15 protein-coding genes are annotated in these 16,400 nt (G+C 46.6%); 12 read left to right on the forward strand and 3 right to left on the reverse strand.

The features are described 5' to 3' along the window. Nucleotides 1-81 precede the first annotated feature (81 nt). The gene (locus tag E0496_RS26705; RefSeq protein WP_141504833.1) at nt 82-993 is read left to right on the forward strand and encodes a poly(ethylene terephthalate) hydrolase family protein; all 912 of its coding nucleotides are present in this window, start codon (nt 82-84) and stop codon (nt 991-993) included. 222 nt (nt 994-1,215) lie between these two features. Here the strand turns inward: E0496_RS26705 and E0496_RS26710 are convergent, their stop codons facing one another. Further along, nucleotides 1,216-2,097, reverse strand: coding sequence for an AraC family transcriptional regulator (locus E0496_RS26710; RefSeq protein WP_141504834.1), 882 nt, complete (start codon nt 2,095-2,097; stop codon nt 1,216-1,218). 137 nt (nt 2,098-2,234) lie between these two features. On the opposite strand from E0496_RS26710, the gene E0496_RS26715 reads away from it, so the two are divergent. The 5 genes from E0496_RS26715 to E0496_RS26735 all read left to right on the forward strand — a co-directional run bounded on the left by E0496_RS26715 (nt 2,235) and on the right by E0496_RS26735 (nt 9,087). Then, nucleotides 2,235-4,907, forward strand: coding sequence for an alpha-L-rhamnosidase (locus tag E0496_RS26715; protein WP_141504837.1), 2,673 nt, complete (start codon nt 2,235-2,237; stop codon nt 4,905-4,907). Nucleotides 4,908-5,071: 164 nt separating this feature from the next. Next, nucleotides 5,072-6,070, forward strand: a complete 999-nt coding sequence (locus tag E0496_RS26720) for a glycoside hydrolase family 43 protein (protein WP_141504839.1) — start codon at nt 5,072-5,074, stop codon at nt 6,068-6,070. Nucleotides 6,071-6,234: 164 nt separating this feature from the next. Then, nucleotides 6,235-7,224 carry a cell wall hydrolase gene (locus E0496_RS26725; protein WP_141504841.1) on the forward strand — a complete coding sequence of 330 codons (990 nt, stop codon included), beginning with the start codon at nt 6,235-6,237 and terminating at the stop codon, nt 7,222-7,224. A gap of 139 nt (nt 7,225-7,363) precedes the next feature. Next, the gene (locus tag E0496_RS26730; RefSeq protein ID WP_141504843.1) at nt 7,364-8,455 is read left to right on the forward strand and encodes a glycosyltransferase; all 1,092 of its coding nucleotides are present in this window, start codon (nt 7,364-7,366) and stop codon (nt 8,453-8,455) included. After that, nucleotides 8,452-9,087, forward strand: a complete 636-nt coding sequence (locus E0496_RS26735) for a glycerol-3-phosphate acyltransferase (protein ID WP_338325881.1) — start codon at nt 8,452-8,454, stop codon at nt 9,085-9,087. The genes E0496_RS26730 and E0496_RS26735 overlap by 4 nt, the downstream gene beginning before the upstream one ends. A gap of 31 nt (nt 9,088-9,118) precedes the next feature. On the opposite strand, the gene E0496_RS26740 is transcribed toward E0496_RS26735, so the two are convergent. Next, nucleotides 9,119-9,760 (reverse strand): TetR/AcrR family transcriptional regulator, encoded by a 642-nt coding sequence (locus E0496_RS26740; protein WP_141504845.1) that lies wholly within the window; start codon nt 9,758-9,760, stop codon nt 9,119-9,121. A 237-nt stretch (nt 9,761-9,997) separates the two neighbouring features. Between E0496_RS26740 and E0496_RS26745 the strand changes: the two genes are divergently transcribed. The 6 genes from E0496_RS26745 to E0496_RS26770 all read left to right on the forward strand — a co-directional run bounded on the left by E0496_RS26745 (nt 9,998) and on the right by E0496_RS26770 (nt 15,540). Then, nucleotides 9,998-10,780 carry an SDR family NAD(P)-dependent oxidoreductase gene (locus E0496_RS26745; RefSeq protein ID WP_141504847.1) on the forward strand — a complete coding sequence of 261 codons (783 nt, stop codon included), beginning with the start codon at nt 9,998-10,000 and terminating at the stop codon, nt 10,778-10,780. Between the two features lie 264 nt (nt 10,781-11,044). Next, complete coding sequence (locus E0496_RS26750) at nt 11,045-12,031, forward strand: nucleotidyltransferase domain-containing protein (RefSeq protein WP_141504848.1); 987 nt, start codon at nt 11,045-11,047, stop codon at nt 12,029-12,031. Between the two features lie 523 nt (nt 12,032-12,554). Further along, nucleotides 12,555-12,926: a helix-turn-helix domain-containing protein gene (locus tag E0496_RS36705; RefSeq protein ID WP_241675008.1), complete on the forward strand. Its 372-nt coding sequence runs from the start codon at nt 12,555-12,557 to the stop codon at nt 12,924-12,926. A 34-nt stretch (nt 12,927-12,960) separates the two neighbouring features. Beyond that, nucleotides 12,961-13,578, forward strand: coding sequence for an adenylyl-sulfate kinase (cysC, locus tag E0496_RS26760; protein ID WP_141504849.1), 618 nt, complete (start codon nt 12,961-12,963; stop codon nt 13,576-13,578). A 43-nt stretch (nt 13,579-13,621) separates the two neighbouring features. Next, nucleotides 13,622-14,440: a helix-turn-helix transcriptional regulator gene (locus tag E0496_RS26765; protein WP_141504851.1), complete on the forward strand. Its 819-nt coding sequence runs from the start codon at nt 13,622-13,624 to the stop codon at nt 14,438-14,440. A 137-nt stretch (nt 14,441-14,577) separates the two neighbouring features. Beyond that, a complete protein-coding gene (locus tag E0496_RS26770; RefSeq protein ID WP_141504852.1) occupies nt 14,578-15,540 on the forward strand; it encodes an aldo/keto reductase in 963 nt (320 codons plus the stop codon). 153 nt (nt 15,541-15,693) lie between these two features. On the opposite strand, the gene E0496_RS26775 is transcribed toward E0496_RS26770, so the two are convergent. After that, nucleotides 15,694-16,338, reverse strand: coding sequence for a transmembrane-type terpene cyclase (locus tag E0496_RS26775; protein ID WP_141504854.1), 645 nt, complete (start codon nt 16,336-16,338; stop codon nt 15,694-15,696). Between the last annotated feature and the right edge of the window lie 62 nt (nt 16,339-16,400).

A 16,400-nucleotide genomic window follows, 5' to 3' on the forward strand; every position in this document is an offset into this window, starting at 1 on the left:
AAGGCGAATTATCGTGAGTTTTGCATGAATATGCAGGTTCGGAAAACGGATACGTCTTACCTCATAGTGAGAGGAGATTGCATGCCGCAAATCAAGAGTGTGCTAAGAAGAAAATGGTTTCTATGGCTGGCTGGTTTTATGGTTATGATCATCGCAGCATTCTCAACGGTATCTTTCCTTCTCGTAAATTCGGTTTCTGCCACTTTTGTGAAGGGGAGTATTGAAGAGAAATATGCGGCACGAGGAGCGTACCAAGTCGAAAGGCAAGAAATTACGGGCGCGGATGGAGAGAAGCTGTACAGGGTCTACGTCCCGCAGTCCGGAGATTCCAACCATCCGCTCATTGTATGGGGCAACGGAACAGGGGCATTGCCCGATAATTATGATAAGCTGTTCAGCCACTTGGCCAGCTGGGGATTTGTTGTCGTCGATACGTACAGCAAAACAACGGGAACCGGAAAAGAGATTGTTGCCGCGATCGAATATATGATGGCTGAAAATGACAAGCCAAGCAGCCAGTTCTATAAGCGGATTCAAGTGGATCACATCGGAGCGGCAGGCCATTCTCAAGGCTCTACTGGCGTCATTAATGCACATACTCATTTTGAGCGCGGTGAACTTATCCAAACCGTGGTTTCGATTGCTCTCCCGGACTTGAAATATTGTGATCCAGAGGATGTATATGATACTTCGGCAGTGCAGGTTCCTTTTTTTGTGATGGGCGGAACCCGTGATTTTATTATTTCGCCGTCTGCTTCAAACAAATTAGCTTTGACAACGGCCAATCCCGAAATTCCGGCATTGATGGCCATGGCCAAAGGAGCCGCGCATACAGCGATTGAACAGGATGGCGGCAAGCATAGAGGTTATCTGACAGCTTGGATGCGATATCAGTTAATGAATGACTTAGAGGCAAAAAGTGCTTTTACCGGCAAAAAGGCAGAAATTTTAACAAATGATCGTTGGAAGGATATTTATTCCGCTAATTTGTAAGAATAATGAGCTGCTTCGATTTACCATAACGATCTTATTACTAAACAGGTTAAATACATTGTAAATAAAAAACTTCGTAACGCTTGGGATTCCAAGCGTTTTTTCTTGTAAATATAAGATTTTATAGGTTTCACGCGATAAAGTATTCTTCTATTTCTACGAGAAACGGATCCCCTCCTCTTGCAGAGGACGGCGATCCAATTTAGTTAGAACCGGAAGTTGTCAGAGTGTACCGTTCAATCTGTAAAGTTTGCGGTACTGCCTAGGTGGTTGTCCGACAATTTTTTTGAAAACGGCATTAAAGGAATCAATATCGCGGTAACCCACCCGTTCCGCGATGCTGCTGATTTTGTACTCAGAGCTTCGGAGCAGCTCGCAGCTTTTCTGAACGCGTAGATTTTGAAGATAGGAGCCGAACGATTGTCCGGTTTGCCGCTGGAACAAACGCTGCAAATGCCTATCGCTCCACTTGGACACACGGGCCAAATCAGTCAACGTTACTGCCTCATGCATATTCTGCTTTAGGAATTGCAGCATCTGATCAAAATTAGCCACTTCAGACCTTGGCTTATCGGGGTTAGACAGATTTTTTCGGAATACGGTTACGACTAATTGGCTAAGCAGGGTGTGCAGCATGGTGGCGGAGCCGATGCCTTGAACAGTCATTTCACGATAAAGCATCTGCATAAGGCTCTCGATTGAGCCGTCGTGATCGCTGACGGAGAAATAAGGGATCCTGCGATTTTTGAGGTCTGTGAGATGCTCTTGTATGGGTTGTTCCATCAGCATGACAGTGAGTTGGTCGACCATATGCGAGTCAAACAGGCAATTATATACAATCAGTGGATTGCCTTTAGCATCGGGCGAAGTCGGGCGGAATACATGGGATACGCCAACAGGAATCGCGAACAGCATGCCTTTGCTGACTGGAATGGTTTCCTGCTCAATATGGTGAAAGCCCTTTCCTTCAGCAACATAACAATATTCGATAAAGTCGTGCGCATGAAAGGGAACGGTGAAGTCTTCCGTATATCGGTTAACTAGTAAATGAATTGTATTGTCAAAGAAAAACTCAGCTTTAAACAATTGAGCGGACGGGTTCATTGCGGACTTCCCTTCAAATAAATTGTCATGATTACAGGGATATTATGTCTTTATCGCCAGGTGATATTAGAATCGTCACGGCTATAATTATAAAATAAAAGCAAGATTAAATCTATTGAAAAGAAGGAGATAGGTCTATGTTTCGTGTAGCCAAGCTTCGCTGTGAGTACAAACAAAATCCGATAGGAATCGATGTGGCTGAACCAAGAATCAGTTGGCAATTGCGTTCTGATGATAGGGATTGCGTGCAGTCAGCTTACCAAATCCAAGCCGCAAGAGAAGCTTCCTTTGAAGCGGTGCTCTGGGATTCCGGCCAACGAAATTCCGGGCAATCGATTCACGTTGGTTTGGATGGCCTGCTGCCAGAAGCTCGAACCAGGTATTATTACCGCGTCCGAGCATGGGATCAGAATGGTAAGGACTCGGATTGGACAGAGCCAGCTTTTTTTGAAACGGGTCTTCTGGATGCAAGCCAGTGGCAGGCGGAGTGGATTCGAGCACCGCGCGCACGCTTCCCTCAGGACTCGGAGATTTGTCCGCAGCTGCGTACGTTCGTAGACGTTAAGAGCCCTGTTGCGAGCGCAACCATTTATGTGACGGCACTTGGCTTGTATGAGCTGCAGTTAAATGGGCAGCGGGTGAGTGGACACTATTTCACTCCAGGATGGACCAGCTACGGCAAACGGCTGCAGTATCAAACCTATGATGTCACTTCGCTGATGAAGGAAGGATCCAATGCGCTTGGCGCGTGGCTCGGGAACGGTTGGTACAAAGGGCATCTCGGCTGGAAAAATCAAATGGAGATGTATGGCACAACGACGGCATTGCTACTGGAGCTGCAAATTCGTTATGAGAACGGCTCTGAAGAGCGCATCGTCTCCGGCAAGAATTGGGAAGCGGCGGAAAGCGCGATAAGAATGTCAGATATTTATATGGGAGAAACGTACGATGCGCGGCTTGAACGGGATTGGACGAATTCTGCTGAAGCTGGCTGGCATGAAGTGGAGGTTATCGAGCATTCTAAGGCAATCCTCGTAGCGCAGGAGAACGTGCCCGTAACCCAAGTCACGCTTTTAAAGCCGCTAGCGATTTTGACAACGCCACAGGGAGATCGGATTTTGGACCTGGGACAAAACATGGTCGGCTGGTTGAGGTTTACCTTGAACGGTCAATCCGGGCAGACGGTCGAATTGCAGCATGCGGAAGTATTGGACGCGGATGGAAATTTCTACAGAGACAACATTCGCGCTGCGAAGCAGATCATTCGTTATACACTGAAGGGCGGGGAGCAAGAAACGTATGAGCCGCATTTTACTTTCCAAGGCTTCCGATATGCGAAGCTGACCGGGTTTCCTGACACCATTCAGGCTGAAGATTTCACAGGGGTCGTCCTGCATTCGGACATGGAGCCTACCGGCAGCTTCCACTGCTCCGATCCTCTTATTAATCAGCTTCATCATAATATCCTTTGGGGACAAAAAGGCAACTTTCTCGATGTGCCGACCGACTGTCCGCAGCGGGATGAGCGGCTCGGCTGGACTGGCGATGCGCAAATGTTCGTTCGTACAGCCTCCTATTTGATGAATACGGCGCCGTTTTTCACCAAATGGCTGCGTGATTTGAAAGCGGACCAGACCTCTGAGGGAGGCGTTCCCTTCTATATTCCGAACCTTCAGGAGTCCTTCTCTGTTGGTTGGGGAGAAACCAGCCATTCCTCTTCTGCTTGGGGAGATGCTGCCGTAATCTGTCCTTGGACGATCTATGAAATGTATGGCGACAACCGGCTGCTTGCTGAGCAATACGAGAGCATGAAGAAATGGGTTTCCTACATTCATGAACAAGGGAACAATCCATATCTGTGGAATACAGGCTTTCACTTTGGTGATTGGCTGGCACTGGATTCCAAGCCAGACAGCTATGTAGGCGCGACAGACCGTGACTATATCGCGACTGCCTTCTACGCTTATGCGGTCTCGCTCACTTTGAAAGCAGCAGCAGCGCTTGAACTGACGGGGGATGCCGAATATTACCGCGACTTGCACGAGAAAATCGTAAACGAATTCCGCAGCGAATTCGTTACGCCATCGGGTCGATTGTCAGTACCTACTCAAACCGCTCAGCTATTGGCGCTTCGCTTCGGCCTATTGGAGGGGGAAGCCAAGGAACGTTCTATTCGGAAGTTGGTGGAGCTGTTAGCCGAGGCTGGCGATCATTTAACAACAGGTTTCGTTGGTACGCCTTATTTGAATCCCGTGCTCAGTGAAATCGGGCAAAACGAGCTGGCCTATAAGCTGCTCTTTCAACAGGATTACCCCTCATGGCTGTACCAGGTAACCAAAGGGGCGACAACCATCTGGGAGCATTGGGATGGCATCAAGGAGGATGGGAGCTTCTGGAGTGCGGATATGAATTCGTTCAACCATTACGCTTACGGTGCCATCGGCGAGTGGCTTTACAGTTATGTTGGCGGAATTAAGCCAGACGAATCGCAGCCAGGTTTCAAGGTGGTTCATGTTAAGCCGCACCCGGGACCTGGCCTTGATTGGGCAGAAACGCAGCTTGAAACGATGTACGGTCAAGTCGCTTCATGCTGGAAGCGGATTGAAAATAATGGAATGGAGATACGCGTTACGATTCCGGCAAATGCTGAGGGTATTGTCCTATTGCCTGGGGCAAAGCTTGATCAGATATTGGAAAGTGGGATTCCAGTGAAGCTGGCGGAAGGAATTCGCGGCATAGAGACCGTTCTGGACGGCGTTAAGGTTGTGGTTGGATCGGGCAGCTATGAGTTTTCATTTCAGCCGGGCTAAGAAATAAATGTACAGGGAGAAAACCATTTATTTTATCGAATAAGGACATCCAGGACAGCAAATCCATGTTACCATGAATAGGCAGACGACCTAAACAAGGTCTCTTCCTATTTAGGTTATTCAACTGCCATGCATCTTAATTTTAATTTGGAGGGATAGTCCAGATGAACGTGTATAATAACGCTTCCGATGCTGCTAATCCAAGATCCGGTCTCAAGCTGTCCGACATTCCGGCTCATGATCCTTTTGTCGTTGCAGACGAAGCTTCCCAAACCTATTATTTGTATACCGGAGGAAGCCCGAGATTAAACGGAATGGACCGCTACGGCGTTCTCGTCTACAAGAGCAGGGACTTGGCCGCTTGGGAAGGTCCATACGTCGTATTCACCATTGCGGATGGAGGCTGGGCGAATCCTCAGCATGGTGCATGGGCGCCGGAAGTGCATGCTTACGCCGGACGCTACTATTTGTTTGTTACGCTGCATAATAACGATCAAGTGTTGGAAGGACTGGGTCACGGAGGCTTTCCGCTTCAGTGGCGAGGGACCGCAATTGCTGTGTCCGATTCACTGGAGGGGCCGTTCGAATTAGTCAGTCAGGATGCTCCTGTTGTGTCCGAACAATTGATGACGCTTGATGGTTCGCTTTATATTGACGAAGACGGCAGCCCATGGATGGTGTACTGCCACGAATGGGTTCAGATAGCGGATGGCACAGTGGAAGCCGTACGATTGAAGGGCGATCTCACTGGCTGTGCCTCGGAGCCTATTCATTTGTTTAACGGCTCCGAAGCGCCTTGGGAAAACGGAGAACAACCGGAGGATGCTTCTCTGCCCGTGTATGTGACAGACGGATGCCAGCTGTACCGGACGAGTCGCAATCATCTGGTTATGCTTTGGTCTACTTATGAGAAGGGAAGCTATGTGCAGACGATCGCGCGGTCCGCATCCGGCAAGCTGGAAGGGCCGTGGGAGCAGTTGGAACCGCTTGTGTTCGATGATAGCGGCCATGGTATGCTCTTTCAAACGTTCCAAGGCGATTGGTTGCTTATTCTGCACTCTCCGTTCCGTATGCCTGAATCCAGATGCAGGTTGTATGATATGATCGATACTGGCGAATCCTTCCTCGTTAAATCGCCAAGAGCGGATTTGGACGGCAAATAAATTGAAAGCGTTACCGGTTAGAAATGGCTAAAAATCAGTCTTTTTGCGAAATGGTATGAATTCTGTGAAAATGTTAATCTTATGTAAGCGATAAGCTGTGTTATAATTTTGCCCAGAAGATAACGTTGGGAGATTACACCAACTGGATGGACTGGGAGGTACGCATGTTCAGAGAAAGCAAGCCAGTTAAAAATCTTATCTTGACCATGATTTTGGGAATGTTGCTACTTTGTATCGGACCGCTGTCTGCCGTTTCGGCGGCAGAAGCTGCGAGTGAAGTAACGATAAAGCTAGATGGTGAAACGGTGAAAATGACTGATCCTGCGCTTATGCGGGAGGGTAGGCTGTATGTGCCTATGGCTCGCGTAGCGAGTTTGTTCGGTGCAAAGGCAACTTGGGATGAAGACAATGAGGAAGCAACCATACATACAGCTTTAAATGATAAAATCGTGCTTGGAAGCGGCGTGCCTGTTGTGTATTTCAATGGCAGCCGGTATCTCATGGATGCTGCTCCTTTCTTAACGGATGGCAGATTATATGTGCCATTGCGTCAGCTGTCGGAATTGCTGCATGCGAATCTGAATCTGAATACAGAATCAGATGTGATTGAACTTACGAAGGTACAGCCCGCTGTCATAAAGGAACAGTACGGATTGGATGAAATCAGCAAAGAATTTGGACCAAGCAAGTTGGAACTGTTGAAGCGGAATGGATTCGATAGCAAAGCCGTCATCAAGCCTGGAACAAAGGTTAAGATTATTATTCCTTCCATCTTTGATACGGTCGCAAAATCGTTTACAGAAGCAGAACTCACACTGCTTGCCAAAATTACAATGGTTGAAGCAGGATATGAGTCTTATGAGGGACAGCTTGCCTTAGCAAATGTGATATTGAACAGAGTGAAAGATAGCAGATTTCCGGATTCGATACGAGACGTTATTTATTCGGGTAAGCAGTTCCCGCCAGCTCATAATGGCTTGCTTGACAAGAGCAAACCTAACGCAAGCGTTTTGCGCGCTGCCAAAGATGCTTTAAATGGCAAAAATAACATTGAGAATGCGGTTTATTTCTTTAATCCTGAGGTGTCCAAAGGATCATTCTGGTCCGGCTTGGATGTCATCACTACCATTGGCCATCATAGTTTTGCAAAATAGAGAAGTCCGTTATGGCACTAATGCCATAGGGGACTTTTTTTTTGAGCCGCAAATTCAAGTTCTCTTCCTTGTCAGATTTGAGAATGAATATAATACCGCGGCTCTCCTCATATATATAGATAGGGAAGGGGGTCAGAATATGTGGATGCTTATTCTTATGCTAGCCGGATGTCTAAGCGGTTTTATTTTGTTTAGAAGAAATATAGTGCCACGTTCGTCTGCGCCTGATCTGCATCTTATGAAGCTGTCTGTCATTATTCCAGCTAGAAATGAAGAAGGCAATTTGCCCTATCTCCTTGATTCACTCCGCTCACAAACTCTTCAGCCCTTTGAAATTATTGTTGTGGATGATTTCTCGGATGACCGTACGAGGGAAATAGCAGAGAGCTACGGTGTAAAGGTTATTGCAGGCAGCAGCCTTCCGGAAGGCTGGACGGGGAAAAGCTGGGCCGTCTGGAATGGTTATTTGCAGGCTGCCGGCGATATGTTTGTCTTTTTGGATGCAGATATCCGGTTGGCGCCCGACGCGCTGGCTTCGTTATGTAAGGCAAGGGAACGATCGAATGGTGTCATTTCGGTTGTTCCTTTTCACTATACGGAGAAACTTTATGAAAAACTCGCGCTGATTATGAACATGCTTGGCATTTTTACGTTTACTTCCGTATTTGAAAAAGGCAATCGAAGGAAAGGCCTTTACGGCTCCTGCATCCTTGCCTTGCGAGAGGATTACGAAAAAATTAATGGCCACGAGAGCGTCAAATCAGAGGTACTGGATGATTTGCTTATCGGAGCAAAGTTTATAGCTGCAGGCGTTTCAGTGACCAATTTTATCGGCTATGGCTTGGTTTCGTTCCGTATGTATCCAAACGGTATCCGAAGTGAGATTGAGGGCTTTAGCAAAGGTGCTGTACTGAGCACTTCAACGCTTAGTTCATTAACGATTATCCCTATAGCCATTTGGGTGGTGGGGCTCCTTATGTCAAATACGTTATTTATTTTTACGAACACAGAATGGGCGGTTCCTTTATTGATCGGGTATATCCTATACATGCTGCAATTATTTTATTTTATGAAATATGTAGGTACATTTGGCTTCTTAATTCCACTGTTACATGTTCTTGCATCCTTGTTTTTTGTTGTGATTATGATTTATTCGTTGTACCAGGTCGTTGTCCTGCGGCAAGTAAAATGGAGAGGGAGGTACATCCGGGTAGGGGGCAGGCGGAAATGATGATTATTTTGCTGACTGCAGGTTCTTTTTTGTCGGGATCCCTGATGTTTTCGTACTGGCTGGGGCTGCTGGGGAGAAAAAATATCACGGCTGTTGGTGACGGCAATCCTGGTGCCTTAAACTTGTGGAAAGCAGCTGGTTATAAACTCGGTTTTGCCGGTGTGTTGCTGGATTTTTTGAAAGGTTATCTTCCTGTTCTTTTGCTTGTCGGCAGCAGTTACGCCAAAGGTTTCTTTCTTATTCCGCTGGCACTTGCACCGATTGCTGGTCATGCCTTTTCTCCGTTTCTTAAAGGGAGGGGTGGAAAGGCAATCGCTGTTACCTTCGGGGTATGGAGCGCGCTCACAGGCTTTGAGGCTTCACTGGTGTATGCGATCATTTTGGCGCTGCTCGCTGGAGCAGCCAGCTTAATCTATAAAAACAAATCTAAAACTACCGATGGAGATGGACTTCAGGTTGTGATTGGCATGCTTATTCTTTCCATTTATTTGTCTATCCGAATGTTTTCCGTTATTCTCCTGCTGATCTGGCTCGGAAATTTTGCCATTCTTCTTTATAGGCATCGAAAGGAAGTTATGAAACGATTGAAGAAAACTCAAATCAATAAACAAACCGCCTCTAAGGATGAATAGGATCCTTGGAGGCGGTTTGTTTGATGGCTGCTTAGAAAAATGAATGAATTAATAGCGCTACAGAATGGTCATACAGCGCTTTGGCTGTTGCTTCGTTAGGAATATGTCCTCCTAAATACAAGTGAATGGTGCCATGGAGTGATGACCAAACCAGATTTACAACAAGCAGGGGATCTTTCTCGGAAATTAACCCCTGTGCAATTGCCTGACTAATGATGGTGATCAATCGTTGCAGAGCGGTAATGGTCGCCAATAAACTTTCCTCGCCCGGCTTGAAATCGCCAAAGGCCCCGCCAAACATCAGCATGTAGTAGCTGGTATGGTTTTTAGAAAATTGCCAATAAGCCTCGGCAAGCTCACGCAGATATTGTTTGAGGTCAGCTTGAGCTGGAACCTCTTCGAAGGCAGCAGCAAGTAATTTGCAGCCTTCTAGATAAAGTTGTTTGGCTAATCCTTCCTTGCTGCCAAACAAGTTATATATAATTTTGGTAGAGCATTCCATTTTCTCGGCTACCCGGCGGATGGTGACAGCTTCAGGTCCTTGCTCCTGCATAATCGTTGCCGCCGCTTCGATAATGTTAAGTTTCAGCATTTCGGCATGCTGGAGTTTAGCTTCAGGGTAAGTTGTCACCGCACGGCTATCTATAGATGGCTTGTCGGACGCCTTGTTCATTTCAGTTCACACCCTTAGAACGATAGTTTTATCCACAGTAACCTTGTTTTCTACAGCTTATTTTACTTGTTCTGTAGCGAAAATGCTACTTTATCCATAGCTAACAAGTTGACTTGGAGCGCAATACGGTCGATATATGGTTGTAAATCACATGTGTTGACACTTTGATTCCGTTAGAATACAATGAATTCATATAGAAACAGTGTTTCTTATGAGAAACGAAGGAGAGAATATGAAATGATATCGATACAAAACAAATGGACGCTAATTACAGGGGCTTCATCAGGAATAGGGGAAGCATTCGCACATGAATTGGCAGCAAGAGGGAGCCACCTTATTTTGGTTGCTCGTACAGAAGCCAAACTACGCGCGTTGGCAGAGAAGCTGCAGCAAGCTCATCGGATCAAAGCGGAGGTTATTGTCTGTGACTTAGCTGAGGAGGGTTCTCCAAACCGCCTCTATCAAGAGTGTGCAGATCGAGGTTTAAGCGTGGATATTCTTATTAATAATGCGGGGTTCGCTACGTATGGGCTATTTGAACAATTGTCTGGACCAAGGCAGCATGAAGAAATGATGCTTAACGTAGTGGCTGTTGCCGATCTTACGCATTTATTCTTATCCTCGATGCTGCAAAGAAAAAGCGGCGTGGTTATTAACTTAGCATCAACTGCTGGTTTTCAACCTCTTCCTAATATGGCGGTCTATGGTGCCACCAAAGCTTTCGTATTATCATTCACACAAGCACTTTGGGAAGAGAACAGGAAACGAGGGGTACAATTCCTTGCGTTATGCCCAGGGTCAACGGAAACGGACTTTTTCAACGTTGTCGCGGCTGAAGAAGCATCCGTGGGCAAAAGGGCTACACCTGAATATGTCGTCCAAACGGCCCTTCGTTCCCTTCAAGCCGAAAAATCCTATGTGATCCCTGGGCTGATGAATTATATCTCTTCCCAAATGTCTCGATTTGTACCTCGGAAGCAAATGCTGTATATCGTTGGACGAATGCTTCGCACTCGGTAAGCGATTCTGACAGACTGTATTAGAATAGTGATCCATAACATAAGCAACCTAATCGGTTGGACTGCCGTTATGCATATGAACGTGCTTACTCGGAAATCCTCATCCCTAGCAGTAGAGCAGATGCTGTGCTATTCATTCCTATCAAGAATAATGTGGAAAATAGTGAAATGATATCTATTTATTGTGCTAGAATGATATAGAGCTATTTACCATCATGTGCATATACGTATAGCAACAGCCAATCAGATTAGGAGTGACTAGGATATGGTGCATTGGAAGCAGCAGCTTTATGACTCGGCAAATCGTGTGGCAAATCAATTTAAGGATTACCCCGGCATTGTTTCCGTGGCTATTGGCGGCAGTCTCGCTCGTGGAATGGCTTGGAAGCACTCGGATTTAGAACTGTGTGTGATTGTAGATCAGCATTTGCAGGAGCTTCAATATTTTAATTACATGGAGAATATGGGAGTCGAGATCATTCAGATCAAAAAACAGCAGGTAGAAGAATTTTTGGCTGGAGAAGGCTTGCCTAAGGAAGCCGTTCTTCAGTTTCCGATCCAGATTTACAAATGCCGGATCGTTCATGATCCTTCTGGAATATTGGCGAAGTTTAAAGCGGCTTATGATGACACGCTGTTTCACTCTGATGTAACTGCAAAGAAAAGAGAGCAGGCGCTGCAAAGTGTTGATCAGCGTTATGCTCTGGCGGAAAGTCTGCTTAGCGGTGGCTTTCCGAACACAGCGCTTGCTCATCTGAGACTGGCAAGCAACGACCTTCTCTTAGCTTATTACTGGCATAATCATATTTTACCGAGAAGCCAAAACAGGACGGTTTATTTGCTGAAGCAAAACGCTGAACGTTTCGGTTTCGTGGACTTTTATAACACGTTTCTTCAAATTTTCGGCTTGAATCAACCGCTGCCAGCGATGAAGCAAAGTCTGTTCCAGTCTCAAAGCGAGATCTATCAATTGGCAAATGCAGGGTGGGGCAGCAACTCGGTCCTTTTTTTGCAAAATGCGGTGGATCAAAATTTGGAATGGGGCTATGACAAAAGCATTCTTTATGTTTATAAATGGTGCGTGCATCTGCTCAAAAGCGGGAAGTTGGAAGATAAGAACGTTTATGATCACAAGCAGTTTGAGGCTGACTACCCTAAGCTCTATCAATTTCTTGATTTCGATAAAATGACATCCGAAGAGATCCGAGGCTTGTTCGATCGGTTTCACGATGCTAGAAGCAAGCTTGCATGAGGATTGTTTGCAGACTCTTCGCAGAATGCTTGAAGGCATCCGTTAAATGGAAAGAGCGTCTATAATGAACTGCTAAGCTGCTCAAGTTACAATAGGTCGCCGGATATAAAGGAAAGAGACCGTACTTCGATGATGAAGGCGGTCTTCTTGCTATATAATCCCAGAAGAGATTATGATTCAAAATCTGAATTTCATCAGCAGTAGCTGCTGGCTAAGCTTTATTTTTCCTCCTTAGGTTCGTGAACCTCATTAAGATGGGCGCTGTCCATCATGCTTGATTCGTTATAAAATAGTGGAGTATGACTTCCTTTAGCTTAAACGAGGAGCTGGAGCGTTTAATGATTGCAGCTGCTGAGTATACGCAGGATGATCATTTTGGGCTTCATCAAGGCCAGATGACGGACTTTATGGATTGAGGCATTCTCGGCTATGTGATGATACACTCGGGTATGATTGCTGATTCATTGGCAGCATACCAGCGTTACAACGTTATTTTACGATTGGGCAGGAAACCACGGATGAGATGACACAGGCAGGGGGATTCTCAGAACAGGTCGCACAGTTGATGAAGAAGTCCATGCCCTCTTTCTTTCCCTCCTTGCAGCAGACTGCGGAATCGTTCGGTACTATCACAAGAACGCTTCAGCACAAATGGAAGGAAGAGAACACGACCTACAATAATCTTTCTATCCAGATACGCAAAGAAATGACGATGGGTTATTTGAGGAAATGGGAGTATTCGGTGGGGGAGATCGCTTATGTGCTGCACTTCTCGGAGTCTAGCGTCTTTCAGAGCGCCTTCAAGAAGTGGTCGGGATTCACGCCTGGGCAGTACCGTGCCGAGCTCATGAAAGAGCATGCGAGCAGTAAGAGAGAAGTTGAGAATAAGCGATAACAATAAGCGATAGATCAGGGATGCGTGAAAATAAATGGACCATCTTTCGAAGAATATAACATGGCACCAAGGCGGCACAGATCGCTTAGTCCAAGAGGAGCTCAAAGGACATCGCAGCAGGGTAATCTGGTTGACTGGGCTTTCCGGTTCCGGGAAGTCATCGGTTGCAACAGAGCTGGAGAGGAGATTGTTTCAGCAAAGCATACATACGACAACGCTGGATGGGGACAATTTACGCCATGGTTTAAATAGCGACCTTGGCTTCTCGTCCGAAGCAAGAAAGGAAAATATCCGCAGGCTTGGCGAGGTTGCTAGATTATTTACTGAGGCTGGATTAGTCGTTATTGTTGCCTCCATCTCTCCGTTCCAAGCAGATCGGGAACGGGCGAGAGCGCGGTTTACTCCTGGCGAATTTATCGAGGTATATCTTTCATGTCCGCTGGAGGTCTGCGAGCAGCGTGACCCGAAAGGGTTATATAAAAAGGCAAGGGTGGGGGAAATCGCCGAATTTACGGGGATTTCCTCTCCTTACGAGGTGCCGCTGCACCCGGAATTGAAAATTCCGACGGACCAAATGACGGTAACGAAGGCAGTCGATTGCATTTTAGCGTATATGACTGCATTAGAGAAAGGGAATTCCCATGAAAATTAGATGATGTGATTCCACGGATTATGCATCTGAGAAGAGGTGAACCATGACTAACGAGACCAGTAAGTCAAAAACAATGGGCGCTTTTTTAAAATCACGCCGTGAGCGGCTTCAGCCCGCACAAGCCGGCATTGCCAGCTCTTACGGCAATCGAAGAACGCCAGGGCTGCGCCGAGAGGAAGTGGCCATGCTCGCAGGCGTCAGTGCGACTTATTATACATGGCTGGAACAAGGAAGAGAGGTAACGGCATCCAAGGATATTATCGAGAGCATAGGCAAAGCTCTTCAACTAACGCATGATGAGCGGATGCATCTGTACCAGCTATGGAACCCCAATGAGCTGGAATTTGCCACTCCAATCAATACAACTCTAAATCCGCACTGGCGAAACATTATCGAGCAGCTTCCCTATCCCGCCTTCATCAGTAATGAAAGATGTGAGGTGCTTGCTTGGAATCGGGGGGCTAATCATGTGATTGCGGATTTCGATTCTTTGCCGGAAACCGGGAGGAACATGATAAGAATGCTGTTTCTGGATAAGGAACTGAGCCGCCGCATAGTGAATTGGGATGCATTTGCCTCCTATTCAGTGGCCGTGTTCCGCACCTATCATGATAAGCATCAGGATGATCCGTGGTTTAAGGAAACGGTAGAACTGCTCTCGAAGGAAAGTGTACATTTCGAAGCTATGTGGAAGCAGCATGATATACAGCTCAAAAAAGTAAGCCGGGTACTCATCCAGCTTCCAGGTGCAGTACAGGCGTCAGTATATGATATCCAATCCTTTGGTAATCATGCCGATTATCCGGAGTTGAATATTTGTATCTATATGCCGATCTTGGAAGCTGACACGGATCATCCTTAAGTTGAGTAGATGAAGCGATGGCTGGCAAGCGGGTAATCTGGTTACTAGCATAAACATACTGTGGTTGACTCTGGACACGCAGGTTAGAATGGGGACATGTTCAACCATCCATCTACTCTAAGAAAAGAGGAAACCGTATGCTAGAGAAAAGAAAACTGGGACGCGAAGGCTTAGAAGTTTCAGCGCTAGGGCTTGGCACGATGATGCTGGCTAATAATGAAGAGTCGGTACGCACGATTCAGGGAGCGCTTGATCTTGGTGTGACCATGTTTGATACCGCGGATCTATATGGCGAAGAATATTCGCTGCAGCGGTTCGGCGGTAATGAGAAGCTGGTTGGACGAGCGCTTAAGGGGCGACGGGATGAAGCGATCATCGCGACCAAGTTCGGCGTTACGCACAGCCAGGGACCTAAAGGTGATCCGGCTTACATCAAAAAGTCAGTGGATGCCAGCTTGTACCAGCTCGGCATTGATTATATCGATCTTTATTACCAGCACCGGGTAGACCCGAATACTCCAATCGAGGAAACGGTCAGCACGATGGCCGATTTGGTCAAGGAAGGGAAAATTCGTTATATCGGTCTGTCGGAAGCGACTGCGGATCAGATTAAGCGTGCCCATGCCGTGCATCCGATTACGGCGGTAGAAACGGAGTATTCGTTGTGGAGCAGGGAAGTGGAGGACGAGATTTTACCACTTCTAAATGAGCTTGGCATCGGCTTTGTACCGTATAGTCCGCTCGGAAGAGGTTTTCTCACTGGCCAGATCAAGAAGTTTGAAGACCTGCCCGCTGACGATTATCGCCGCTACTATCCAAGGTTTCAAGGCGACAATTTTGCCAAAAACTTGGAGGTGGTTACCCTGATTGAATCCATGGCCGCGCAAAAAGGCTGCACGGCTGCCCAGCTTGGGCTAGCATGGCTGCTTGCGCAGGGAAGTCAGATCGTTCCGATTCCGGGAACGAAGAGGCTGGAGCGAATCGCAGAAAACCTTGGCTCCCTTCAAGTCACCTTATCTGCTGAAGATCTTGCAGAGATTGAACATATTTCGCCTAAAGGCATTGCCGCAGGCAGCCGGTTTCCTGGAGCCAATGCATAAGAGCTGAACTTGATAGTTCGGTTCGTTGTTAGTGAAGGAGCTTTCCTGAGAGGGGGAGGCTCCTTTCTTTCTTTCTTTCTTTCATTCGATCGGATAAGAATAAAAGGACGATCCTTAGGTTGAATTTGAACCTAGGAATCGTCCTTTTTTCTGTTATTTTGCAGGTAAAGCCGGCTTGCGGATCGTCTTTATCGACTGGCGGTAGACGAGTAAGATATACGCAAGGTCCAGAATGAGAATTAAAACATACATGATGAACAGCAAAATGGAGTGAGGATAAAGTGAATAGCAGAGGATAGAAGCGCACAAGGTGCCGAACATTTTGGAATAGGCGATCGCAAGGGACTGGCCCCTCAGTTCTTTGGTGAACAATAATTTGATAAAAAGGATGGACATCATTAGATTGATGCCAAAAGCGGAGTAAATGCCCATTTTATCATGGAATTCAACCGCGATCCCATAATGCAGGAGCAGGGCTATGACGAGCAGGGAGAAGACCGATGCGTATATGGTGCGTTTGGAGAAGGGCACACCTTTGGAATAGTAAAGAAATTGCAGCAAAATGATGCAGTCTAGCAAAAACCAAATTAAAGTTACGATTTGTTGAAGCGGGTGAAACGGCATGATAAACGTAAATAAAAATTCCCATGTAATATTAGCGCAAATGGACGCAAGCGGCATGCCGCAGGACTGGTCTTTATACCCTTTGTAAATAACGAGAAGGTAAACAACCGTCCATAATACAGCGACACCAATCATCAGCAGATATTCGATTTTGAGCGGCAAGAGGTGTTCCATAGAGACGTAATCACATCCTTTCAGCAACTATTGGTCATTGAAACCCGGTTTTGGCTTGTCTA

Source organism: Paenibacillus luteus, from assembly GCF_006542765.1.
In the GTDB taxonomy this organism is placed as follows: domain Bacteria; phylum Bacillota; class Bacilli; order Paenibacillales; family Paenibacillaceae; genus Pristimantibacillus; species Pristimantibacillus luteus.

What these genes read in the sequence shown, in the direction of transcription:
- E0496_RS26705 (WP_141504833.1), top strand. Translation starts at nt 82, where the DNA reads ATGCCGCAAATCAAGAGTGTGCTAAGAAGAAAATGGTTTCTATGGCTG.
- E0496_RS26710 (WP_141504834.1), bottom strand. Translation starts at nt 2,097, where the DNA reads ATGAACCCGTCCGCTCAATTGTTTAAAGCTGAGTTTTTCTTTGACAAT.
- E0496_RS26715 (WP_141504837.1), top strand. Translation starts at nt 2,235, where the DNA reads ATGTTTCGTGTAGCCAAGCTTCGCTGTGAGTACAAACAAAATCCGATA.
- E0496_RS26720 (WP_141504839.1), top strand. Translation starts at nt 5,072, where the DNA reads ATGAACGTGTATAATAACGCTTCCGATGCTGCTAATCCAAGATCCGGT.
- E0496_RS26725 (WP_141504841.1), top strand. Translation starts at nt 6,235, where the DNA reads ATGTTCAGAGAAAGCAAGCCAGTTAAAAATCTTATCTTGACCATGATT.
- E0496_RS26730 (WP_141504843.1), top strand. Translation starts at nt 7,364, where the DNA reads ATGTGGATGCTTATTCTTATGCTAGCCGGATGTCTAAGCGGTTTTATT.
- E0496_RS26735 (WP_338325881.1), top strand. Translation starts at nt 8,452, where the DNA reads ATGATGATTATTTTGCTGACTGCAGGTTCTTTTTTGTCGGGATCCCTG.
- E0496_RS26740 (WP_141504845.1), bottom strand. Translation starts at nt 9,760, where the DNA reads ATGAACAAGGCGTCCGACAAGCCATCTATAGATAGCCGTGCGGTGACA.
- E0496_RS26745 (WP_141504847.1), top strand. Translation starts at nt 9,998, where the DNA reads ATGATATCGATACAAAACAAATGGACGCTAATTACAGGGGCTTCATCA.
- E0496_RS26750 (WP_141504848.1), top strand. Translation starts at nt 11,045, where the DNA reads ATGGTGCATTGGAAGCAGCAGCTTTATGACTCGGCAAATCGTGTGGCA.
- E0496_RS36705 (WP_241675008.1), top strand. Translation starts at nt 12,555, where the DNA reads ATGACACAGGCAGGGGGATTCTCAGAACAGGTCGCACAGTTGATGAAG.
- cysC (WP_141504849.1), top strand. Translation starts at nt 12,961, where the DNA reads ATGGACCATCTTTCGAAGAATATAACATGGCACCAAGGCGGCACAGAT.
- E0496_RS26765 (WP_141504851.1), top strand. Translation starts at nt 13,622, where the DNA reads ATGACTAACGAGACCAGTAAGTCAAAAACAATGGGCGCTTTTTTAAAA.
- E0496_RS26770 (WP_141504852.1), top strand. Translation starts at nt 14,578, where the DNA reads ATGCTAGAGAAAAGAAAACTGGGACGCGAAGGCTTAGAAGTTTCAGCG.
- E0496_RS26775 (WP_141504854.1), bottom strand. Translation starts at nt 16,338, where the DNA reads ATGGAACACCTCTTGCCGCTCAAAATCGAATATCTGCTGATGATTGGT.